The organism is Duganella sp. Root198D2 (genome assembly GCF_001428585.1).
In the GTDB taxonomy this organism is placed as follows: Bacteria; Pseudomonadota; Gammaproteobacteria; order Burkholderiales; family Burkholderiaceae_D; genus Rugamonas.
In genome coordinates this window covers 16,016-37,721 of the sequence record NZ_LMIC01000021.1, presented here as the reverse complement: position 1 = coordinate 37,721, position 21,706 = coordinate 16,016, and the positions used below count along the sequence as shown (strand labels likewise).

Here is a 21,706-nt window from a genome sequence, read left to right as displayed (position 1 = left end):
CTCACTACAGATAGGTAATGTAGGCGTATCCGCCGGCTGGGGCCAGGACCAGCAATGCGAGCAATAATTTAGTTGAAGGCAACATTCCCTCGCGGCCACCCAGTTCACGCACTTCGTCGGCATCCAGCAAGGCGTTGCGGGTGGTGAGGCCATTCGCCTTCAAGACGCCCGCAGCGCGGAAATAGGTCCAGATGGCCAGCAAGCTGCCGATACCTGGAACCAGTGCCAGCGGTGCCAGCACCATGCGGAACAGGGTCGAACCTGTCGCCTGGCCAAGCTGGAAGACCGCCGCGGCACCCAGTACATTCATCGCCAATGCCAGTGCGAACAGGTAGGGCGAATTGAGGCGCAGGACCATTACCAGCAGCAGCACTACAACACTGACAAGCAGAGCCCGCGCTGCCATGCGCTGCGACTCGGCTGCCTTGAACATCTTCTCGTCCGGCTCGATGCCGACAAATGTCGGCGCGTCAAAGACCGGGGCCGGCTGCGGCTGCGGCACGCGCGGCTGCGGCACGCTTGGCGCCTTCGCTGGAACCTTGCTTGCTACATGGGGCGCGGCTTTTGCCGGGGATTTGCGCGGTTCGGGCGACACCGAAGCACGACAGCTGGCGCGCTCGCGCAAGGCTGCCACATAGACTTCGGCCTGGGTCCGGGTGAGCCCCTTCTTGACCAGGGTACGGCGGCGCGAATGCAGCAGCAGTACCATCTGCGGCAGCGGCTGGTTCATCAGCTCTGCCAGCTGGGTCGCAGCGACTTCGACTTCCACGCCTTCCAGCGCGCCTTCCAGCACCACCTGGTAGGACAGCGGGCGGTGCACTGCGCCATTCTGCTCGTCCACCACCGTCACGCCAAGGTCGCTGGCAATACGCAGCACATGCGGAATCACTTCATCATGGCGGCGCGCAATCGCCACGCTGCCATAGCCGCCCTTGAAGTTGTCGGACAGGGGGCCGTCCGCCCAAGGGCAGTTGTCAATGGCCTTATCCCCTGCGCCATAGCTGCTCAGGCAGGGGAACAGCTTGACGATGGCGTCGCGAAAACTCTTCAGCTGCTGGGATGGCGCAATACTGATGGTTGCGCCGGCAATCTGTTCCAGGAAAGGGAGAACTTCCGCATCGTTGGCTGGAACTTCGCGCGCGACGATGTGCAGTAGATAAGTCATAAATTAAACGTTAACCAAACTCGTAATGAGTGATGTTAAATTACTGGCGAGCAAAATAATAGTCCGTGCGGCATGAAAACGACAGCCATCAACGCGGCGCCAGTCAAGCGGCTAACGGTGTATGGGCCGAGATTTCAGTGCGGTTGCGGCCATTTGCCTTGGCGCGATAGAGGGCGGCGTCGGCGCGCGATAGCAAGCTGTCAAGAGATTCGGCCGGCGTTTGTTGACTAGCAACACCGATGCTGATTGTGCAAGATGGCACGCCTGGTTGTTGGCATTCATGCAATTGCGCCTGGATGCGCTGGGCCAGCTGCTGCGCCTGCGGCAGCGCGGTTTCCGGCAGCAGCACGACAAATTCCTCGCCGCCGAAGCGGGCCACGAGATCGCATTGGCGCACTGAGCGCATCACCACCGACGCCACGTGCACCAGCACTTTGTCGCCCTGCGCATGGCCATGCTGGTCGTTGATCGCCTTGAACAGGTCAAGGTCGATTGCCATCAGCGACAGCGGCGAATCGTGGCGCTGCTGGCGCGCCCGCACGCCGCTGAAGCCTTGCAGGAAGCCGCGGCGATTCAATACGCCCGTCAGCGGATCGTGGGTGGAGCGCTGCTCCAGGATCTTTTGCAGCTTGCGGGTGGCCAGCATCAGGAAGGCCACCGTCATCAGCAAGGTCATGAAGTTGGCCAGTGCGAGGTAGACGTTGACCAGGGGGCTGCGCTGCATCAGGTCCGCCGCTTCGCCGTTGATGAACATGGCGGCCACGCCGCGCGTCAGCACGTTGACAACCTGCAGCGCCAGCAGGACGCCGAAGAACCAGCTCGTGAAATGAGGCGTACGATGGCGCCAGACCAGCCGTAACTGGTCCAAGTAAAACACCGCGACCAGGAAGCTGAAGGCCGTTGCACGGCGCGGGAAACTGGGCTCCGCCAGCAGCCACCACAGGATGGCCGCCAGCTCCAGCACCCACACCGCGTGGAATATCCTCCACCCCGGCGGCGCGCCGAAAAAGCGCCGCGTTCCCACCATCGACAGCCCAATGCCCCACACCAGGCAGGTATTTGCCGCAGGCAGCACCAGTTCGTCAGGCAGCAGTCCGCGCGACAGGAACAGGCCGCCGGCGCCCACCATGCAAAGCAGTCCGCAGGCCCAGTACCCGACGCCAGCGACCTCGCGGCGGAAGCTCACATGCATGGAGTACATGGCTACCGCCAGCACCGCGCAAGTCAGCGTGGTGGTGAACAGGATGGTGAACGGGTCCAGCGCGGACTTCACGGCTGCATCAGGCAGTCGGGCGGCGCAGGCCGGTTTTCTGCTGCTCCACCGCGATGCTGATGCCCGGCGCGCGGTCGCCTTGCAGCACAACGTCGAAGGCCATCAATTCGTCGCGCCGGAAAGCATGCACCTGCACGGTCTCACCGACCTTGTAGCGCGACAGCAGGGCGTCGACATTGGACGGATTGCCGCTGACACGCAGGCCGTCGATCGCCACCAGCAGGTCGTTGGCCGAGAGGCCGGCCTTCTGCGCTGCGCCGCCGTCGTGCACGGCGCCCAGCTTGCAGTCGGCGCCGTCGCGGCCGATGTTGACGTCCAGGCTCGGCTTGGACGACTTGCGTTCGTCCCTGTAGCCGACGCCGAACTGCGGCAGCAGCTTTGCCAGCGGTACGTCCTCGGTGCCGCGGATGTACTTGTCGAAGAAGGTCTTCAGCTTGAAGCCGGCCACATTATCGAACAGCGCTTCCACCTCTTCCGGCGTGACGCCGCGCGCTTTGCCATTATAGAAATCGCGGCCGAACTTTTGCCACAGCGCGCGCATGATGTCGTCCAGCGAGCGCTTGCCGTTGGTCTTGGCGCGAATGGTCAGGTCCAGGCCCAGGCCGATCAGCGAGCCCTTGGCGTAGTAGCTGACGATGGCGTTCGGCGAGTTTTCATCCTGGCGATAATACTTGCCCCAGGCGTCGAAGCTGGAATCGGCCACGCTTTGCTTGCTGCGGCCGCTGCCGCGCAGCACGGCGCCGGCGGTCTTGCCCAGCATCTTGAAGTAGCCCTCTTCCGACAGCAGGCCGGCGCGCACCAGCATCAGGTCGTCGTAATAGCTGGTAAAGCCTTCGAACAGCCAAAGCAGCGGGGTGTAGTTCTCCACCTGGTAATCGTAAGGCGCGAACACCGCCGGCTTGATGCGCTTGACGTTCCAGGTGTGGAAATACTCGTGGCTGCACAGGCCGAGGAACTTCATATAGCCTTCACTTGGCTCCTTGCCTTTCTGCGCGGTGGTGGGCAGGTCGGCACGGGAGCAGAACAGCGCCGTGGAGGCACGGTGTTCCAGGCCGCCATAGCCGTCGCCCACTACCATGGTCATGAAGACGTAGCGTTCCATCGGCGCTTTTTTCGTGCGCGGCTCGAAGAAGGCAATCTGCGCCTCGCAGATCTGTTTCAGGTCGGCGCAGACGCGGGCGATATCGAGGTTGGGCACGCGGCCGGTGAACACCACGTCGTGCTGCACGCCCAAAGCCTTGAAGCTGGCAATTTCAAACGTGCCCATTTCGACCGGGCTGTCGATCAATTCGTCGTAGTCCTGCGCGATGTAGGTGCCGAAGCCGTAGCGCTTGGCCTTCAGTTCCGGCAGGGCCGTAGCGACGCGCCATTTGGCCGCTGCCTCATGGGCCGGGCGCTGGATGTCGACCACATGCGGCTCGCCTTCCTGGCCAACGGCGCGCAGGAACACGCTGGTGCCGTTGAAGAAGCCGTGGGTCTGGTCGAGGTGGGCGGCCCGCACCGACAGGTCCCAGGCATAGACTTCGTAGTGCACCGTGAGCTTGCCCTTGCAAGGCGCAGCCTGCCAGGAGTGCTTGTCCAGCTTCGCCAGTTCCACCGGCTGGCCGCCGGCTTCGGCGCGGATCTGCACGATATTGCGCGAGAATTCGCGGATCATGTAGCTGCCGGGGATCCAGGCCGGCAGCACCAGGACCTGCCCCTCCGGCGCCGGGGTCTCAATCGTCATCGCGACCTGGAACATATGGGTGGCCGGGTCTTGGGCGGCGATGGTATAGCTGATTTTTTTGCTTTTCATTGGATGTCGGACGGCGTGTCGATGTCCTGCAGGATGCCGGGATCGTTCACCGTCAGTTCGTTAACCGGGTTGTTCTTCAAGATGCTGCGGGCGCCCTGGTCGCCGGCCAGCGCCAGCAAGGCTTGCAGGTGGGTACGGCCGAAGGCGACCGGGTTGCCGCGCCGGCCTTCGTGCACCGGTGCCGCGATGGCCGCAGTGCCTGAGGCGCTGCCGCCCTGCCCGACCGCGCCTGCCAGCGCGGCCATTGTGGCCGGCTGCACATAAGGCATATCGGCCAGCGCGATCAGCCAGCCGCCGGCATCGCGCGCGTGCTGCACAGCGCATGCCAGCGAAGCGGCCATGCCATCTCCAGCGTTGGCGCAAACGACAACTTCACAGCCAAGGCCGCGCAACAAGCCTGCCGTTGCCGCGTCTTCCGGGCGCACCACGGCGAATACGCGCGGCACGGCTGCCAGCAAGGCGCGGGCACTGGCCACAACGACCGGATCGCCATTCGGCAGCGCCTGCAGCAGCTTATAGCGCTCGCCAGTGGGATCGAAACGGCTGCCGCGGCCTGCCGCCAGCAGGACGCCCACCACTGCGCTCCCCACGGCGCCTGCGTCCGCAACTACGGCGGACGCGATGGCGGCAGTTGGGGCGGCCACGTGCGATGCCCGCCTTAAGCTGTGGACAGGTCGAACGGCAGCTTGCGAACGCGTTTGCCGGTCAGTTTGAACACTGCGTTGGCCAAGGCCGGAGCCAGCGGAGGCAAGCCAGGCTCGCCCATGCCGGTCGGATTGTCGGTCGATGCGACGGTGAACACCTCCACCACCGGCATGTCCGTCATGCGCGCCACCGTGTAGTCGCTGAAGTTCGACTGTTCAACCACGCCATCTTTCAGCGTGATCGCCGCGCCGGGCAAGGTAGTGCCGAGGCCCATCAAGGCCGCGCCCTGGACCTGCGCCTCGATGGTCATCGGGTTCACCGGCAGGTTGCAATGCACGCCGGCGGTTACCTTGTGCAGCTTGGGCTGGCCATTCTTCATCGACGCCACCACGACGTATGCCACGGAAGTTTCGAACGATTCATGCAGCGCCACGCCCCAGGCCTGGCCTTTGGGCAGCTTGGCCTTGCCGTAGCCCGACTTCTCCACCGCCAGGTTCAGCGCCGCCAACTGGCGTGCATGTTTGGGGTCGATCAGCTTGCGCCGGTATTCCACCGGATCCATCTTGGCGACATGTGCCGCCTCGTCGATCAGGGTCTCCATCACGAAGGCCGTGTGGGTCGAACCGACGGAGCGCCACCACAGCACCGGCACATTGGCCGTCACATTGTGCACGCTCAGGTTCATCGGCACCGAATACGGGTCGCCCATGCCCTCGACCATGGTCGCGTCCACGCCATCCTTCACCATCATCGGTTCGAACGGCGTGCCGGTGATGATGGACTGGCCGACAATCACATGGTTCCAGCCAACGATATTGCCCTTGGCATCAAAGCCGATATCGGCCTGGTGCACATGGGAAGGACGGTAGTAGCCGCCCTTGATATCGTCCTCGCGGCTCCAGATCAGCTTGACCGGCCCCTTGCCCCAGGCCTTGGCCACATTCACCGCTTCCACGATGTAGTCGGAAGTCGGCACCGCCCGGCGGCCGAAACCGCCGCCTGCCATCATGGTGTTCAGCGTGACCTTGTCCGGCGTCAGGCCGGCCGCCTTGGCGGCAGCCACCGCGTCCAGGGTCTGGAACTGGCTGCCCGCCCAGATGGTGCAGGAATCGCCCTTCAAGTCCACCACGCAGTTCAGCGGCTCCATTGGCGCGTGCGCCAGGTAAGGGAATTCATAGGTCGCACTGATCTTCTTCGGCGCCTTGGCGATGGCCGCGATATCGGCCTTCTTCACCGGCGTGCCGGGCTTCTTCGCCAGCGCCTTGTACTCGGCGAGCTGCTTCTTGCTGCTGACCTTTTCCAGGCCCTCGGTATCCCACTCGACCACCAGCGCCTCGCGGGCCTGTTTGGCCGGCCAATAGCCGTTCGCCACCACGGCCAGGCCGCTGCCGCCACGGTCGGTATCGACCTTGATGACATCGATCACGCCCGGAATGGCCTTGGCCCTGGAAGCATCGAACTTCTTCACTTTGCCGCCAAACACCGGGGCACGCACCACCAGCGCAACCTTGGCGCCCTCAGGCTTGAAGTCCATGCCGAATTGCTGGGTGCCGCTCGACTTGGCGCGCGCATCCAGGCGCGGCGTCGGCTTGCCGATGATGGCGAAGTCCTTCTGGTCTTTCAGTTTGACTTCTTTCGGCACCGGCTGCTTCATGGCCGCATCGGCCATGGCGCCGTAAGTCGCGTTCTGTCCGGCGGGGCCAGTTAGCACGCCCTTCGAAGCACGCACCTGGGAAACAGGAACTTTCCACTGCTCGGCCGCCGCGGCAACCAGCATGGCGCGTGCACGGGCGCCGATTTCGCGGTGCTGCTGCCAGGAGTGCTTGACGGCGGTGGAGCCGCCCGTCATCTGGATGCCGAAATTAGGGTCTTTGTACGGATCGCCGGCCGGCGCCAGCGAAGAGCGCACCTGCGACCAGTCCGCGTCGAGTTCTTCGGCGATCAGCATCGGCAGCGCGGTATGCACGCCCTGGCCGAATTCGAGCCGGTTGACCTGGATGGTGACGGTATTGTCAGGCGCGATATGCAGGAAAGCGTTGGGCGCCACCGGCGGCTTGGCCGGCGCATCGGCAGCCAGCGCCCGGGCAAAGCGCCCGCCGCCACTGGCCACGTAGAAGCCGAGGAGCAGGCCACTGCCGGCCTTCAGGAAAGAACGGCGCGACACCCCTTCAGGAGCCGCATCGTCCGCTTGAGCTGCCATGAACCATTCTTTGCGCATGGCGGACTCCCTTAAGCGATGGATTTCGCGGCGTCCTTGATGGCGGCGCGGATCCGTTGATAGGTACCACAGCGGCAGATATTGCCCGACATGGCGTTGTCGATATCGCTATCACTCGGCGCCTTGTTGGTGCGCAGCAGGGCCGTTGCGCTCATCACCTGGCCACTCTGGCAGTAGCCACATTGCGGCACATCGTGCTTGACCCAGGCATCCTGCACCGCCTTGCCCACCTTGTCGGCTGACATGGCTTCGATGGTGCTGATCTTCTGCCCCACCGCCGCCGAAATCGGCGTCACGCAGGAACGGATCGCCTGCCCTTCCAGGTGCACCGTGCACGCACCGCACATCGCCATGCCGCAGCCAAACTTGGTGCCGGTCATATTGAGGTTATCGCGCAAGGCCCACAGGATGGGCGTGGAAGGATCGGCGTCGACTTGCACGTCGCGCCCGTTGATGTTCAATGTGACCATGCCAGCTCCCTAGTTAGTTGGACCTGAACCCGCATTTTTACTTAATGGTGGCGAACTTTGCTTCCAGCGCACGCTGGTCAACGGCTCCTGCAATGCGGCTACCGTCAGCGAAGAAGATCGCCGGCGTGCCATTGATGCTCATTTTCTGGCCCAGGGCCAGTACCTTGTCGTTAGGCGAAGTGCAGCCATTCGGCGCTGCCGGCGCTGCCTTGCCGTTCAACATCCAGTCGTCCCAAGCCTTATTGCGGTCGGACGAGCACCAGATGTTCTGCGACTTGGTGAACGAATCCGGCGACAGGATGTTGTACAGGAAGGTGTACACGGTCACGTTATCCGTACTGGCCAGGGTCGTCTGGCGGAAGCGCTTGCAATAGCCGCAGTTCGGATCTTCGAAAATCGCCATCACGCGCTTGCCGTTGCCCTTGACGGACTTCAGCGCCAGTTCGAAAGGCAGTTCGTCGAACTTGATCTTGTTCAGGTCATCGATGCGGGCCTGGGTCAGGTCGGTGCGGGTCTGCAGGTCAAGGATGTGGCCTTCCAGCAGGTAGCGGCCGGTCGGGTCGGTGTAGCGCAGCTCATTGCCGATCGCCACTTCATACATCCCGGGGATCGGGGCCTTCCTGATGGAGTCGATCTTGACGCCGTTCAGGCGCTCGGCCAGGGCTTTGCGCACTTGCGCTTCTTCTTTTCCATTCTGCGCATCCGCACAGGACATCAGCATGACCGAGGCCATTGCCAAAACCAGCTTACTCTTCTTCATAGGTTCTCCGCTTACAGCTTTCCGAGGGCATGTGAGATCAGCCGGCGCTTTACGCCCGGCAATTTATCCAGCAAGTTTAGCCCGAAATTACGCACTGCGCGCACCGGTTCGAGATCGGTGCCGAACAGTCGCTCCAGTCCATCCGTTGTGGCCAGCATCAGGCTGACTTCTTCCTTGCGTGCACGGGCATAGCGCGCCAGCACGCGGTCATCGCCGATGGAACGGTGCTCTTCCCGTTCCGCCACGGCTTTCACCAATTCCTGCACATCGCCGAAGCCCAGGTTCATGCCGTGGCCGGCCAGCGGGTGCACCACGTGGGCAGCATCACCCACCAGGGCCACGCGCGGCGCCACCATCGAATGCGGGCGCATCAGCCGCAGCGGGAAGGCCTTGACCACTTCCGGCTGCAGCGGCGCCAGCTTGCCCAGCTTTTCATGGGCAAAGGCGGCCAGCCGTTCGGCCAGCGCAGTGGCGCCTTCGCGGCACAGGGAATCGGCCAGTGTGTCCGGCGCAGACCACACCAGCGAAACCTGGTTGCCCGGCAGCGGCAGCAGGGCCACGATGCCCTGCTCGCCAGTAAACCACTGGTGCGCAACGCCGTGGTGCGGCAGTTCGCAAGCGAAGTTGGACACCACGCCGCTCTGGTTGTACGGGCGGTAATCGAGGCCGATATCGCACTGGCCGCGCACCCAGGACTGGGCGCCGTCGGCGCCAACCACCAGCGAGGCGCCCAGGTGGGAACCATCGTCCATGGTGATCACCGCGCCCTGCTCGTCGTGTTTCAGCGCGACCGCTTGGCCGTGCACGAAATGCACGTTCTGGGCGAAACGCAGCGCGGCATCCAGCGCCTGGTTCAGGTTGCGGTCCTCCACGATCCAGCACAATGTGCCGGTGTGGGCGCCGTAGGCATCGAAGTTCAGCGCACCGGCTTTGCTGCCGTCGCCATTGACCAGCATGGCGTCGACCGGGGCAATACGCGCCTGATCCATCGCGCCCCACACTTTCAGGGAATCAAGCAGGCGGTGGGCAGTGTGGTTGAGGGCGAACACGCGGACGTCCCAGCTCGCCTCGTCCGGGCGGGCCGGCGGCGGAGCCGGCGCCAGCAAGGTCACACTCAATCCGGACTGGGCAAACGCCAGGGCGGCCGTCTTGGCAATGGCGCCATTGCCAACGATGCAGACCGCAGTCTGCATATGGTGATGCGTGGGCTTGTTCATGCGCGCATTATAACTTTCCCACAACAGAAAAAGGCTATTGCATACCAAGGATTGCCTGCTATAATGCTGCCTCTTGGCCTGGTAGCTCAGTTGGTAGAGCAGAGGATTGAAAATCCTTGTGTCGGTGGTTCGATTCCGCCCCGGGCCACCAAGAATAAAAAGTAAAAACGCCGATCCTTGCGATCGGCGTTTTTGTTTTGTGCAATGGCTTTTGATTTGGTGAGAATTAGCGCATTTTAAGAAGGTATCAAGATGATACCATCTCGCGTTTATATTTCCCCTTAGCAAGTTTTTCAACAAGAGATCAAAAGCATGAAAAAAGCTGTATTCGCCCTCGCCGCGCTGGCAATCGCCTCGTCTTCGTTCGCCCAGGAAGTTGCCGCCCCGGCCAAGACCGTTCGCGGCTTTGTCGGCATCGGCGCCAGCACCGGCGGCGACAAACTGGCCACCGCCGAGTACACCAACGGCGACACGGCCAGCATCAAAGCCGGCTCCGGCGTGTACTTCACCGCTGGCCTGGAATTCCGCATCAATGAGCAGTTTTCCGCGCAAACCAGCGTCAACTTCCACGTGGACGAGCAGTCCGCGCAAAATGGCAGCCTGACGTTCCAGCGCGTCCCGGTAGAAGCCATGGCCTTCTATCACATCAACCAGCAATGGAAGATCGGCACCGGCCTGCGCTATGTATCGGGCGCCAAGCTGAGCGGAAGCGGTGTGGCCGATATCGACGACGTGAAGTTCGACAACACCCTGAGCGGCCTGGTAGAGGCGGAGTATATGTTCTCGCCGCAAGCGAGCATTAAAGTGCGTTACGTGAATGAGAAGTTCGACGTCAAGAGCCGTTTCCGTCCCGTGGAAGTGAAAGCCGAGCACGTTGGCATCTCGGGCAATTACTATTTCTAAGGCCTGCACGAAGCTTGTCCTGGAGCTAAAAATGCCACCTTCGTGTGGCATTTTTGTTTTTGTCGGGAAATTTTACACATTGCCATCCAGGCAATGAATTTCACTAGTAAAACAAGGCGTAACCGCTTGTAACTACAAGCGAAACCAACAATATTGTTGCTATGGCATGATTTGTGCTAATCCTGTTGAGTCTTTGTCAACCCTTGGGATTCTCAATGAAACTTCTTCGCCAGCTCCTGGCTGCCATCGCACTGATCGCCCCGCTGTCAGCCTTTGCCTTCCCGATCGCCACCACCGGCACCGAAGGCAATCCTGTGCTGGTTGGCAGCACCGCCAATATTGTCGCGCGCTACGAGGGCAATTCCGCTTCGTACAGCAATGACCTGTACCTCGTCACCAATGACGGCATCGCGGGCAACGACATTTTCCTGTTCAATAATCATGGCTCGGCCATTGGCGCGACTGTGGACCTGGGCAGCTTTGCCGTGGGTAGCGAACTCGTCTTCCGCCTGCACGTCAACAACACCAATTCGGACTATTTCACCGGGTTGGCCGGCCGCAACCAAGATGGCTCGTTCCACGCACGCGTGCAGGGCAACTGGCTTCCCAACACCACGCTGGTGAGCTTCGAAGACCTGTACAACGGCCCCTTCGAATTCAATGACCTGAGCTTCTCCTTCAGCAACACCACCACGCCGAATGACATCCCGGAACCAGCCAGCATGCTGCTGCTGTCGCTGGGCCTGGCAGGCATTGCCATTGCGCGCCGCAAGCCACGCAAGTCGTAAGCCGAAGCCCCCCCTGAAAACGCCGATCCTCACGATCGGCGTTTTTCTTTCCGGGACAGGACGCGCTTGACGCCATCCCTTCTCCGGCCTATATTAAACCAATCAGTTAATTAATCGATTGGTGAAATTCGATGCAAGATCCTCTCAGCCAAACCTTTTCTGCGCTGGCAGACCCGACCCGGCGCGCCATGCTTGCGCGGCTGTCGCTGGGAGAGGCCAATGTTTCCGACCTGGCCGAGCCTTTCCTGGACGAGATGAGCTTGCCTGCTATCACCAAACATTTGCAGGTGCTCGAAAAGGCCGGCCTCATCACCAAGACGCGCAAGGCGCAATGGCGCTCGTGCAAGATCAATGGCCAAGGGCTGAAGGACGCCGCCGGCTGGATGGAGCAATACCGCGGGTTCTGGGAAGAAAGTTTCGACCGCCTCGAGGCCTACCTGAAAACCGTCACTGCAAAAAACCCACCTGAAGGAGATGAAAATGCCTGAATTCACTGCCCCGAATGAGATTCGCATTATCCGCAGCTATGACGCGCCCGTGCAGGCAGTCTGGGATGCGTGGAACGATCCAGCCCAAGTGGCGCAATGGTGGGGGCCGCGCGGCTTCACGCTGACCACGGACAGCAAGGACCTGCGCGTCGGCGGAACCTGGCGCTACACCATGCACGGCCCGGACGGCACCGACTTCCCCAACATGACCACCTATCACGTGGTGGAGCCGCTGCATAAGCTGGTCTACGACCACGGCGCCACCGAAGACACGCCGCCGCTGTTCCGCGTCACCGTCCTGTTTGAAGAGGTGGATGGCAAGACCCGCATGGACATGACCATGGCCCTGGCCGATGCGCAAGCTGCCGCCCAGACCCGCCAGTTCATCCGCCACGCCAATGGCGATTCGACCTGGGACCGCCTGGCCGAATACCTGGGCAAGCGCCTGGCGGACCAGGACAAGTTCGTCATCAACCGCAGCTTCGAGGCGCCGCTGGCAACCGTGTTCGACATGTGGACCAAGCCCGAGCACCTGGCCCGCTGGCTTCCGCCTACCGGCATGGAGATGCGCTTCCTGCGCGCAGACATTCGCTCCGGCGGCGCATCGCTGTACTGCATGAGCAATGCGGCCATCACCATGTATGGCCGCGCCCATTACGAAGAGATCCGCCGCCCCGACCTGCTGGTCTACACCCAGCAATTCTGCGACGAGAACGAAAACATCGCGCGCCATCCAATGGCGCCGGTATGGCCGGAAACCATGCGAACCACGGTGCAATTCGCTGCCGAAGCGCCGAATCGCACCCGGGTGACGGTAACGTGGGAAGTGGAAGGCAAAGCGACGGCGGCCGAACTGGCGGCCTTCCTCGAGCACCGCGCCAGCATGACGCAGGGCTGGAGCGGATCCTTCGACAAGCTCGAGGCGCTGCTCGGCGCTTAAGGGGAGACCCGCCGCGCGAAGCGGCGGGGAACTTCAATTACGGCTTGGAGGCTGGCGCCGCACCGGCTGCACCGGCTGCGGCTTTGGCAAAGTCACCGGCCTTGATCACCGAAACCGCTTCCGGCTTCAAGTGAGCGCGCAGTGCCTCGTTCACCTGTGCTACGGTCAACGCACTGACTTTGGCTTCCAGGTCCTTCTCGAAGGCCATGGTGCGCTCGAAGCTCAGGTAGCTCGCCAGGCGCCCAGCCAGGCTGGCGTCACCGGTACGGCCCACTTGCTGCGATTGCAGCCAGGCTTTCTTGGCATCGGCCAGTTCAGCGTCGGTGAAACCGTCCTTGAGCGCCTTGGACAGTTCCTCACGCAGCGCAGCTTCTACCTTGGCGGTGTTTTGCGGCGCGCTGATCGCGAAGGCCAGCCACAGGCCGGCCGGATCGCGCGACGGCACCGACAGCTGCGAGCCCACGCCATACGACAGGCCTTCTTTCTGGCGGATGCGGTCGGCCAAACGGCTGCGCAAGGCGCCGCCGCCAAGCATGTAGTTACCCATCAGCAGGGCCGGGTAGGCCGCGGCATCATCCTTCATCGGCACTGGCTGGATCGCGAACAGGACCGAGTTGGCTTTGTCCGGAGTCTCCAGCGAGATGGCCTGGCCTGCCACCTGCTTCATTTCGCTGGCGATGCGGACGTACGGCTGCTCCGCCTTCCAGTTGCCGAACAGCCTGGCTGCCTGCGCCTGCACTGCGGCGATGTCGAAGTCGCCAACCACGGACAGGGTCGCGTTACCGGCGCCATAGTAGGCTTTGTGGAAGGCTTTGACTTGCTCCAGCGTCGCAGCCTTTTGTTCCGCCAACTGCTCCGGCAGGGTCATGGTGTGATGCGGGTGGCCGGCCGGGAAAGTATTGGTCAGGCGCCGCATCGCGTTGCTGGCCAGTGGCTGCGGCTCGGTCAGTTGCTGCTCGGTGCCGGAGATCATATCGCGCTGCTGCTCGGAGAAGTCTTTCGCCGTCAGCGCCGGTTTCATCAGCGATTCGCCCAGCAAGTCCAGTGCTGCCGCCAGGTTGTCGCGCGTGGTGGTCAGGTTGACCGTCACGCCTTCCGCGCCACCGTTGACGTTCACGTTTGCCTTCAGCTTATCCAGCGCATCCTTGACTTCCTGGCGCGACAGTCGCTCGGTACCGCTCAACAGCAACGATGCGGTCAGGTCGCCGATGATGGCCTTGCCCGCCAGGTTCTCGGCCGTTCCCATGCGCAGCTGGATCGATGCGCTGACAGTGTTGCCCTTGGTGCTCTTTGGCAGCAGCGCCAGCTTCATGCCGTTGGCCAGTACTGAACGCTGGGTGCGCTTCTCGATGTTGTCCGGGCTCGGGTCAAACACTTCGCCCTGTGCCACCGCTGCACGGCCTTTGTAGTCCTTGACCAGTGCTGCCACGTCAGGCGTCTTCGGCACTTCGGTGCGGTCCGCCCCTTCGGTAGGAATGAAGCGCGCCAGGGTGCGGTTCGCAGGTTTCAGGTATTTCAGCGCAACCGCCTGCACTGCTGCCACATCGATTTTCTCGACCTGGTCGCGGCGCTGGTGGAACAGGCGCCAGTCGCCGGCGGCTTGCGCCGAAGTCAGGGCGATGGTGAAACGGGCGGTGTCGTTGACGGTCTGGTCGATGTCTTTGGCGATCGAAGCTTTGGCGCGCTCTACTTCTGCTGCGGTCAACGGGTTGGACTTGATGTCCTCCAGCGCCTTCAGCATCGCCTCTTCCACCGCGGCGGTCTGGCCGTCCTTCGGCACGACCGCTGCGAACAGGCGGTAGCCCGGCTCCATCTGGTTGAAATCCAGGTCCATCACGGAAGACGCCAGCTTGGCATCGACCAGGGCTTTGTGCAGTCGGCCGCCTGGTGCTTCGGACAGGATACGGCCAAGCACCTGCAGGGCTGCCGCATCGTCATGGCTGGCCGGGGCCACGTGGTAGCCGGCGGCCACGATCTGGGTGCCGCCGGTGCGGCGGATGGTGACCGAACGCTCGCCATCCTGGGTCGGTTCGGCGGTATAGGTTGGGGCCAGCACGCGCGTCGGCTTCGGGATTTTTCCGAACAGTTCGTTGATCTGGGCCAGCACCCTGGCTTCGTCGAAGCGGCCGGCAACCATCAGGATCGCGTTGTCCGGCTGGTAGTAGCGCTGGTAGAACGCGCGCAGGCGGTCGATGCTGACGCCTTCGATATCGGAGCGGGCGCCGATGGTCGATTTGCCGTAGTTGTGCCAGTCGAAGGCAACCGACATGGTGCGCTCGAGCGTGACGCGGAACGGATCGCTTTCGCCCCGTTCGAATTCGTTACGCACGACGGTCATTTCGCCCTTCTGGGTCTTGTTGTTCCACAGGTCATCCTGGCTGATCGGCGAATTGACCATGCGGTCCGCTTCCAGCTCCAGCATCAGCTTCAGGTTGTCGTCGTTGGCCGGGAAGGTCGAGAAGTAATTGGTGCGGTCATACCAGGTGGTGCCGTTGAAGCGGCCGCCGGTCTGGTTCAGCACTTCCACCGGAGTCTTGCTGCCTTTCTTGATGCCGAAGTTGGCGGTCGGCTTGAACAGCAGGTGTTCCAGCAAGTGGGCCATGCCGGTCTCGCCGTAGTTCTCGTGGCGCGAACCCACCATGTAGACGATGTTGGTGGTCAGCGTCGGCTTGCTCGCGTCCGGGAACAGCAGCACGCGCAGGCCATTGGCCAGGCGGTATTCGGTAATGCCCTCGACCGAGGTGACTTTGACGGCGGCGGCCTTGGCAGCGGCGGCCTTGGCCGGTACGGCTGGCGCGGCGGCGAATGCTGGCGACAGGATTCCTGCGCTGAGCAGGATGGCGGTAAGTAGCTTCACTCTGGGTAGTTCCTATATAAAAATAAAGGTTATCGATTATATAATCGGGAATTTGCCATGGTGAAAATTCTTTAATTTTCGCCGCAGCTCACCACAGGTGCTTGCCGTCGATCACGGTCACAGCGGCCGTGGCAGCATCAAAGCCGTCGAACAGGCGCGCATTGACGCCGATGCGGCGGGTATGGCCATCCCAGCTGCCGTCGAGCTGGAAGTCAGGAGAATCAGAAAAGGTAGCGCAGCCGCACAGCGGGCAGAAATGGTGCGCCACAGCCCTGGTCTTCCAGCGATAGGCGCTGTCGCCCGACGGTGCCGGCACCAGTTTGAACTGGCCCGGGGGAAAATAGGCCAGCAGCGCACCGCGCTTGGCGCAGAAGGAGCAGGTACAACGCGTGAGCTGAGGGGGAATTTCGCCATCGATCTCGAATGCGACGGCACCACAATGGCAACTTCCTTTGATAGTCATGGCCGGCCTCCTGGGGAAAATGCCAATGTAGCGCCATCGGCGCCCCAGGAGCGCGCAGCTATTCCATTATTAACAATATAATTACTTACCATGAATAAACACTTGCACCTCGCCATTGCGGCGCTCACCCTATCCAGCGCCGCGCTGGCCAACGACGGCATTGCCGCAGTTGGCGTTGGCGGCATCGTATTCGGCAAGACCGACGCCATTGCCATGAAAAAGGAAGTGCTGAATATCAGCCACAACCTGATCAGTGTCGACTATGAATTCCTGAACGAATCGGCCAGCGATGTCGAAGAAACCATTGTTTTCCCGTTGCCGCCCTACCCTGCCGCGCAACAGGACAGCGATACCTACTACGGCCAGCCTGACGGTTTTTCCATCCGGGTAGACGGCAAGCCGGTGTCGTTCCAGAGCCGGATGGTAGCTCGCTTGCCTGATGGCAAGGACGTCACGGCGCAACTGCGAAAACTTGGTTTCAGCAACAAGGAAATCGCCTACTCGCCCAGCTTTGGCGCAAAGTCGGGCAGGGCCGCCGCGTTCACTGGACAGCAAGCCAAACAGATGACCAAGCTGGGCCTGCTGGACAAGGATAATGGTGAGCCGACCTGGAAGGTGGAAGTCAATTACGTCTGGAGCCAGAAATTCCCTGCCAATAAAGTCGTGCGCGTGCACCATGACTACCGCCCCTTCGTCGCCGGCGGCCCCGGCGAATCCGGCATGCACGAGGACTTCGCGAAAGTCTACTGCACCGACAAGAGCTACCTGAACGCGCGTGCCAAGGTGGAGGCGCGCAACAATGGCTATGTCAACACGCATAACGTGTCCTACATCCTCACCACCGGCAACACCTGGAAGCGCGGCATCGAAGATTTCACCCTGAATATCGTCAAGCGCAAGCCCGATGAACTGATCAGCCTGTGCTTCCCTGGCACCTTCAAGAAGATCGACGCACGTACCTACCAGGTGCGCCTGTTGAATTTCCAGCCGACCCAGGACCTCGAAGTCCATTTCGGCAACGTCGACAGCAGCGAGGAAGACCAAAGCGGGGTGATGCCGGTGCTGCCCAAATGAGCGCATTTCACATTGCAAAATCCTGATCTCATATCGTAGAAAATTGCTTGGCGGCGCATCATACCGAACAGTTCATTCCGCGAAAAGCAATTTCATATCATGGTAATTGCAAAATATCTCATTGAATTTAAACGATAAAATATAACTTATATGTCTTATATAAGACATGGTGCATCGCAAAAGAACGGCCTATCATTATTCCAAGTGCTTCGCCTTTTTTAATCCGCTTTTTTGCTAGGAATAGACCATGTCCCACTACCAAGACGACATCCAAGCCATCGCAGCCCTGAAGGAACGCAACGGCAGCGCCTGGAACGCCATCAGCCCGGAAGCGGCCGCCCGTATGCGCGCCCAGAACAGGTTCAAGACCGGCCTGGACATTGCCCGCTACACCGCCAAGATCATGCGCGCCGACATGGCCCGCTACGATGCCGACCCATCCCAGTACACCCAGTCCCTGGGTTGCTGGCACGGTTTCATCGGCCAGCAAAAAATGATCTCGATTAAGAAGCACTTCAACAGCACCGACCGCCGCTACCTCTACCTGTCGGGCTGGATGGTCGCTGCACTGCGCTCCGAGTTCGGCCCGCTGCCGGACCAGTCGATGCATGAAAAAACCGCCGTCTCGGCCCTCATCAAAGAGCTGTACACCTTCCTGCGCCAAGCTGACGCGCGCGAACTGGGCGGCCTGTTCCGCCAGCTCGACGCCGCCAGCGGCGACGCCAAGAAAGCCATCCAGGACAAGATCGACAACCACGTCACCCACGTCGTGCCGATCATCGCCGACATCGACGCCGGTTTCGGCAACGCCGAAGCGACCTACCTGCTGGCCAAGCAGTTCATCGAAGCGGGTGCCTGCTGCATCCAGATCGAAAACCAGGTGTCCGACGAGAAGCAGTGCGGCCACCAGGACGGCAAAGTCACCGTGCCACACGAAGACTTCCTGGCCAAGATCCGTGCTGTGCGTTACGCCTTCCTCGAACTGGGCGTGGACGACGGCATCATCGTGGCGCGTACCGACTCGCTGGGCGCCGGCCTGACCAAGCAGATCGCCGTCACCAGCAAGCCTGGCGACCTGGGCGACCAGTACAACGCATTCCTGGACTGCGACGAAGTGGCGGCCGACGCCCTGGGCAACGGCGACGTGATCATCAAGCGCGACGGCAAGCTGCTGCGTCCTAAGCGCCTGCCTTCCAACCTGTTCCAGTTCCGCTCCGGCACCGGCGAAGCACGTTGCGTCCTGGACTGCATCACCTCGCTGCAGAACGGCGCCGACCTGCTGTGGATCGAAACCGAAAAACCGCATATCGGCCAGATCGGCGGCATGGTCAAGGAAATCCGCAAGGTGATCCCGAACGCCAAGCTGGTCTACAACAACAGCCCATCGTTCAACTGGACCCTGAACTTCCGCCAGCAAGCCTACGACCGCATGAAGGCTGCAGGCGAGGACGTGTCGTCCTACGACCGCGCCGCCCTGATGAATGTCGAGTACGACAGCACCGCACTGGCACTCGAGGCAGACGAGAAGATCCGCACCTTCCAGGCTGATGCAGCCCGCGATGCAGGCATCTTCCACCACCTGATCACCCTGCCAACCTACCACACGGCGGCACTGTCGACCGACAACCTGGCCAAGGAGTACTTCGGCGACCAGGGCATGCTGGGCTACGTGGCTGGCGTGCAGCGCAAGGAAATCCGCCAGGGCATCGCTTGCGTCAAGCACCAGAACATGTCCGGTTCGGACATCGGCGACGACCACAAGGAATACTTCAGCGGCGAAGCTGCCTTGAAGGCAGGCGGTAAAGACAACACCATGAACCAGTTCTAAGCTTCCTCCTGGGGCAGAACGCCACCTTCGGGTGGCGTTTTTTTTTTGCCTATTTCCATATGGAATTTGTGTAGTTTCCTGGTCAATTTTGCGGGGAAAGCCAATGTTGCGGTTGACCTCAGGGTTGAAGCCACCTAGCATCAATTTGATAGCCGCTACCCGCGGCTGTCTTCTTCTGTTGTCCAAGGCCATTCATTCCACATTCGATCCCAGGACTCATCATGTTCAAAAAACAGAGCGGAAATCCGCGCGCCAAACTCGCCATGAGCGTGCTGGCGGCAGCCCTCAGCGCCCAGTTCCCTGTCGCCAGCGCCGCAGCCGGCGACATACGCGTCATTGTCGGCTTCAAGGCCGGCGGCGCGGCCAACGGCAAAGCAGCTATCGCGTCAGCGCGCGGCAAGGTGGTACAGGACCTGGCGGAAATCAACGCCACAGCGGCCGAAGTCCCCGGCAGCGAACTGGCCACGCTGCGCAAGAATGCACAGATCGAATTCGTGGAAGAGGACAAGAAACGCCGCCCCTTCAGCGCCAGCATGCCATCGACCGGCAGTCCCTATTTGCCGGGCCAGCTGGTGCCTTATGGCATCGGCATGGTCCAGGCCGACCAGTTGCCCGACACCTATGCCAGCAACCGCACGGTGTGCATCATCGACTCCGGCATCGACCTGGCGCATGAAGACCTGAACGGCAACCGGCTCAGCGGCAACAGCAATCCCGGCACCGGCAACTGGTTCACCGATGAACTGCACCACGGCACCCACGTAGCCGGCACCATTGCCGCCATCAACAATGCCGGCGTCGGCGTGGTCGGCGTCAATCCGGGGCGCCAGTTGAACATCCACATCGTCAAAGTTTTCAGCGCCGACGAATGGACCTACACTTCGACCCTGATCGGGGCCGCCAACAAGTGCGGCGCAGCGGGCGCCAATGTGATCAGCATGTCGCTTGGCGGCGATGAGTCGAGCATCGCGGAGGAACGCGCCTTCGCCGGTCTGGCCAAGCGCGGCGTGCTGTCGATTGCCGCCGCCGGCAACGACGGCAACAACACCCAATCCTATCCCGCCGGCTATAGCAGCGTGATGTCGATTGGCGCGCTGGACGAAAACAGGCAGGTCGCCAGCTTCTCCCAGTTCACGCCAAAAGTCGAGTTGTCGGCGCCCGGTGTCAGCGTGCTGTCGACAGTCCCGATGGGCAGCGGCCGCACCGCGACCCTGCAGGTGAGCGACGTCATTTACACGCCGCTGCCGATGGACGGCACCCCGCCCGGCACCGCATCGGGCGTCCTGGCCAACTTTGGGCTTGGTACTGCTGTCGATGGCGCCATGGCGGGCAAGATCTGCCTGATCCAGCGCGGCTCGGTCTCCTTCGCAGCCAAGGTCACCAACTGCCAGGCCAGCGGCGGCATTGGTGCGGTGGTATACAACAATGTGGCCGGCGAGCTGAATGGCACGCTGGGCGGAACGGCGACCAGCATCCCTTCAGTCGGCGTATCGGATGCCTTGGGCGCCTCCCTGTTGCAACAGGCGGGACAGCCCGCGGTCCTGCAAGTGAACGCAACCAGCTATGCGCTGTTTGACGGCACCTCGATGGCGACACCGCACGTATCGGCAGTCGCTGCACTGGTGTGGAGCTACTTCCCGAAATGCAGCGCGGCCCAGATCCGCAGCACGCTGGACAAGACTGCGCTTGACCTGGGCGCGGCCGGCCGCGATCCATACTACGGCTACGGGCTGGTGCAAGCCAAGACTGCCTACGACCGCATCCGCACCATGGGCTGCAATAATTAAGCGGGAGCGACGGCCTTCAGGGCGAGGGAAGCCATGGCCCGGATTCCCTCGTAAGACCTGGCGGAAGCGATAAACCTGCCGTTGTGGCAAAAGCCGGCGTCAGGCACGCCGGTGACAGCCGCCAGTTCGGCGTCGCGCAGTCCGGCCCAGGCCTGCGGCAAGTCGGCGCGCGCATCGAAACTCTCGGTACTCACCGGAACGGTATGCAGCATGTGGCGCTGTTCGGCGATGCTGTAGCTGATCACGAACAGCACCTTCGGCATTTCCTTGCGTACCACCTGGCTCCAAGGCAGCGCGCCATTCTTCAGGAACAGGACCTTGCCGCCTTCCAGCACTTCGCCCTGGCGCACCTGCTCCAGGGCCAGCAAGGCGGCAACGCGGTACCTGACGGCATTGGCCATGACATCGGTCAGCAAGGCCATCGCACGGCGGAATTGCGACAGCCGGAACCCCTCCGTCTCTTCGCCATAACCCAGCCTTTGCTCATCGAGCCAGTTGGTGTTGTAGCCGGAAACCACCGCCGACAGGCCATAGCCGCCGGGCGCGCTTTTCGCAGCGCCAACGTCCGACAGGTCGAGGTACTGCACCACATCGGCATCAATGCCGTAAGCGATTTCGCGCGCCGGCCCTTCGGCCAGCTGCTGTCCGGTGTGCGCCAGGGCCAGGGCAGCCACGCAGCGCGCGCCGTATTCGCGCCACACCAGCCCAGCGCTGGCGTAAGGCACGCCTGACTGCCGCGCCACGTCGAAACCTTTTTGATGGTGGTCGAAGCGGCCGGTGGCCGGGTCCCAGACACCGCCCACATCCACCGCAAAGTCGGCCGTGTCGATGATGGCCTGGTCGCGCGTGCGGATGATCTCGGCGCCGGGATACAAAACGTTGAGGACAGCCACCGCCCACGCATCGTCTGCGTGGAACTTGCCGCTGTGAGTCACTATGAGCATGCCAAATCCAGTTCTATGAAACTACCTGCATGATATACCCTGACACAATCCAGATACGTTTCGTTTCTATACTAGGCCCCTTACAAGAACG

18 protein-coding genes and 1 tRNA gene are annotated in these 21,706 nt (G+C 61.8%); 8 read left to right on the top strand and 11 right to left on the bottom strand.

Features of this window, described 5'->3' with window-relative positions; all coding sequences use genetic code 11:
• Nucleotides 1–4 precede the first annotated feature (4 nt).
• From ASE26_RS17670 to ASE26_RS17635, 8 genes are all read right to left on the bottom strand, one after another.
• Nucleotides 5–1,165: a hypothetical protein gene (locus ASE26_RS17670; RefSeq protein WP_057246640.1), complete on the bottom strand. Its 1,161-nt coding sequence runs from the start codon at nt 1,163–1,165 to the stop codon at nt 5–7.
• Nucleotides 1,166–1,268: 103 nt separating this feature from the next.
• Nucleotides 1,269–2,438, bottom strand: a complete 1,170-nt coding sequence (locus ASE26_RS17665) for a GGDEF domain-containing protein (protein WP_229208173.1) — start codon at nt 2,436–2,438, stop codon at nt 1,269–1,271.
• A gap of 7 nt (nt 2,439–2,445) precedes the next feature.
• The gene (locus tag ASE26_RS17660) at nt 2,446–4,233 is read right to left on the bottom strand and encodes a M61 family metallopeptidase (RefSeq protein WP_057246639.1); all 1,788 of its coding nucleotides are present in this window, start codon (nt 4,231–4,233) and stop codon (nt 2,446–2,448) included.
• Nucleotides 4,230–4,823 carry an NTP transferase domain-containing protein gene (locus ASE26_RS17655; RefSeq protein WP_055938624.1) on the bottom strand — a complete coding sequence of 198 codons (594 nt, stop codon included), beginning with the start codon at nt 4,821–4,823 and terminating at the stop codon, nt 4,230–4,232. The genes ASE26_RS17660 and ASE26_RS17655 overlap by 4 nt, the downstream gene beginning before the upstream one ends.
• A gap of 68 nt (nt 4,824–4,891) precedes the next feature.
• A complete protein-coding gene (locus ASE26_RS17650) occupies nt 4,892–7,096 on the bottom strand; it encodes a xanthine dehydrogenase family protein molybdopterin-binding subunit (RefSeq protein ID WP_055938491.1) in 2,205 nt (734 codons plus the stop codon).
• 11 nt (nt 7,097–7,107) lie between these two features.
• A complete protein-coding gene (locus ASE26_RS17645) occupies nt 7,108–7,566 on the bottom strand; it encodes a (2Fe-2S)-binding protein (RefSeq protein ID WP_055938489.1) in 459 nt (152 codons plus the stop codon).
• A 37-nt stretch (nt 7,567–7,603) separates the two neighbouring features.
• A complete protein-coding gene (locus ASE26_RS17640; RefSeq protein ID WP_057246638.1) occupies nt 7,604–8,326 on the bottom strand; it encodes a thioredoxin fold domain-containing protein in 723 nt (240 codons plus the stop codon).
• A gap of 11 nt (nt 8,327–8,337) precedes the next feature.
• The gene (locus ASE26_RS17635) at nt 8,338–9,543 is read right to left on the bottom strand and encodes an FAD-dependent monooxygenase (RefSeq protein WP_057246637.1); all 1,206 of its coding nucleotides are present in this window, start codon (nt 9,541–9,543) and stop codon (nt 8,338–8,340) included.
• Nucleotides 9,544–9,618: 75 nt separating this feature from the next.
• Between ASE26_RS17635 and ASE26_RS17630 the strand changes: the two genes are divergently transcribed.
• From ASE26_RS17630 to ASE26_RS17610, 5 genes are all read left to right on the top strand, one after another.
• Nucleotides 9,619–9,694, top strand: a tRNA-Phe gene (locus ASE26_RS17630).
• 161 nt (nt 9,695–9,855) lie between these two features.
• Entirely contained in the window at nt 9,856–10,446 is a 591-nt protein-coding gene (locus tag ASE26_RS17625) for an outer membrane beta-barrel protein (RefSeq protein WP_055938485.1), read from the top strand.
• Nucleotides 10,447–10,661: 215 nt separating this feature from the next.
• Entirely contained in the window at nt 10,662–11,234 is a 573-nt protein-coding gene (locus ASE26_RS17620) for a PEP-CTERM sorting domain-containing protein (RefSeq protein WP_057246636.1), read from the top strand.
• Nucleotides 11,235–11,365: 131 nt separating this feature from the next.
• Nucleotides 11,366–11,722: a helix-turn-helix transcriptional regulator gene (locus ASE26_RS17615; RefSeq protein ID WP_055938479.1), complete on the top strand. Its 357-nt coding sequence runs from the start codon at nt 11,366–11,368 to the stop codon at nt 11,720–11,722.
• Nucleotides 11,715–12,662: an SRPBCC family protein gene (locus ASE26_RS17610; protein WP_057246635.1), complete on the top strand. Its 948-nt coding sequence runs from the start codon at nt 11,715–11,717 to the stop codon at nt 12,660–12,662. The genes ASE26_RS17615 and ASE26_RS17610 overlap by 8 nt, the downstream gene beginning before the upstream one ends.
• 37 nt (nt 12,663–12,699) lie before the next feature.
• On the opposite strand, the gene ASE26_RS17605 is transcribed toward ASE26_RS17610, so the two are convergent.
• Nucleotides 12,700–15,519, bottom strand: a complete 2,820-nt coding sequence (locus tag ASE26_RS17605) for a pitrilysin family protein (protein ID WP_055938474.1) — start codon at nt 15,517–15,519, stop codon at nt 12,700–12,702.
• 88 nt (nt 15,520–15,607) lie between these two features.
• Nucleotides 15,608–15,982 carry a GFA family protein gene (locus ASE26_RS17600; RefSeq protein ID WP_055938472.1) on the bottom strand — a complete coding sequence of 125 codons (375 nt, stop codon included), beginning with the start codon at nt 15,980–15,982 and terminating at the stop codon, nt 15,608–15,610.
• Between the two features lie 90 nt (nt 15,983–16,072).
• Here ASE26_RS17600 and ASE26_RS17595 point away from each other — a divergent pair, with 90 nt between their 5' ends.
• From ASE26_RS17595 to ASE26_RS17585, 3 genes are all read left to right on the top strand, one after another.
• Complete coding sequence (locus tag ASE26_RS17595; protein WP_082507602.1) at nt 16,073–17,056, top strand: DUF4424 family protein; 984 nt, start codon at nt 16,073–16,075, stop codon at nt 17,054–17,056.
• 247 nt (nt 17,057–17,303) lie between these two features.
• Nucleotides 17,304–18,884 carry an isocitrate lyase gene (locus tag ASE26_RS17590; protein ID WP_055938466.1) on the top strand — a complete coding sequence of 527 codons (1,581 nt, stop codon included), beginning with the start codon at nt 17,304–17,306 and terminating at the stop codon, nt 18,882–18,884.
• Between the two features lie 221 nt (nt 18,885–19,105).
• Nucleotides 19,106–20,671, top strand: a complete 1,566-nt coding sequence (locus tag ASE26_RS17585) for a S8 family serine peptidase (RefSeq protein WP_057246634.1) — start codon at nt 19,106–19,108, stop codon at nt 20,669–20,671.
• Here the strand turns inward: ASE26_RS17585 and ASE26_RS17580 are convergent.
• Nucleotides 20,668–21,615 carry an MYG1 family protein gene (locus ASE26_RS17580; protein WP_055938464.1) on the bottom strand — a complete coding sequence of 316 codons (948 nt, stop codon included), beginning with the start codon at nt 21,613–21,615 and terminating at the stop codon, nt 20,668–20,670. The two genes, ASE26_RS17585 and ASE26_RS17580, sit on opposite strands and share 4 nt — an antisense overlap.
• Between the last annotated feature and the right edge of the window lie 91 nt (nt 21,616–21,706).

Bases quoted from the DNA above. Each gene is read 5' to 3' on its own strand.
- ASE26_RS17620 (WP_057246636.1), top strand. From the start codon at position 10,662: ATGAAACTTCTTCGCCAGCTCCTGGCTGCCATCGCACTGATCGCCCCG.
- ASE26_RS17585 (WP_057246634.1), top strand. From the start codon at position 19,106: ATGTTCAAAAAACAGAGCGGAAATCCGCGCGCCAAACTCGCCATGAGC.
- ASE26_RS17595 (WP_082507602.1), top strand. From the start codon at position 16,073: ATGAATAAACACTTGCACCTCGCCATTGCGGCGCTCACCCTATCCAGC.
- ASE26_RS17625 (WP_055938485.1), top strand. From the start codon at position 9,856: ATGAAAAAAGCTGTATTCGCCCTCGCCGCGCTGGCAATCGCCTCGTCT.
- ASE26_RS17660 (WP_057246639.1), bottom strand. From the start codon at position 4,233: ATGAAAAGCAAAAAAATCAGCTATACCATCGCCGCCCAAGACCCGGCC.
- ASE26_RS17600 (WP_055938472.1), bottom strand. From the start codon at position 15,982: ATGACTATCAAAGGAAGTTGCCATTGTGGTGCCGTCGCATTCGAGATC.
- ASE26_RS17580 (WP_055938464.1), bottom strand. From the start codon at position 21,615: ATGCTCATAGTGACTCACAGCGGCAAGTTCCACGCAGACGATGCGTGG.
- ASE26_RS17615 (WP_055938479.1), top strand. From the start codon at position 11,366: ATGCAAGATCCTCTCAGCCAAACCTTTTCTGCGCTGGCAGACCCGACC.
- ASE26_RS17645 (WP_055938489.1), bottom strand. From the start codon at position 7,566: ATGGTCACATTGAACATCAACGGGCGCGACGTGCAAGTCGACGCCGAT.
- ASE26_RS17610 (WP_057246635.1), top strand. From the start codon at position 11,715: ATGCCTGAATTCACTGCCCCGAATGAGATTCGCATTATCCGCAGCTAT.
- ASE26_RS17650 (WP_055938491.1), bottom strand. From the start codon at position 7,096: ATGCGCAAAGAATGGTTCATGGCAGCTCAAGCGGACGATGCGGCTCCT.
- ASE26_RS17590 (WP_055938466.1), top strand. From the start codon at position 17,304: ATGTCCCACTACCAAGACGACATCCAAGCCATCGCAGCCCTGAAGGAA.
- ASE26_RS17670 (WP_057246640.1), bottom strand. From the start codon at position 1,165: ATGACTTATCTACTGCACATCGTCGCGCGCGAAGTTCCAGCCAACGAT.
- ASE26_RS17640 (WP_057246638.1), bottom strand. From the start codon at position 8,326: ATGAAGAAGAGTAAGCTGGTTTTGGCAATGGCCTCGGTCATGCTGATG.
- ASE26_RS17635 (WP_057246637.1), bottom strand. From the start codon at position 9,543: ATGAACAAGCCCACGCATCACCATATGCAGACTGCGGTCTGCATCGTT.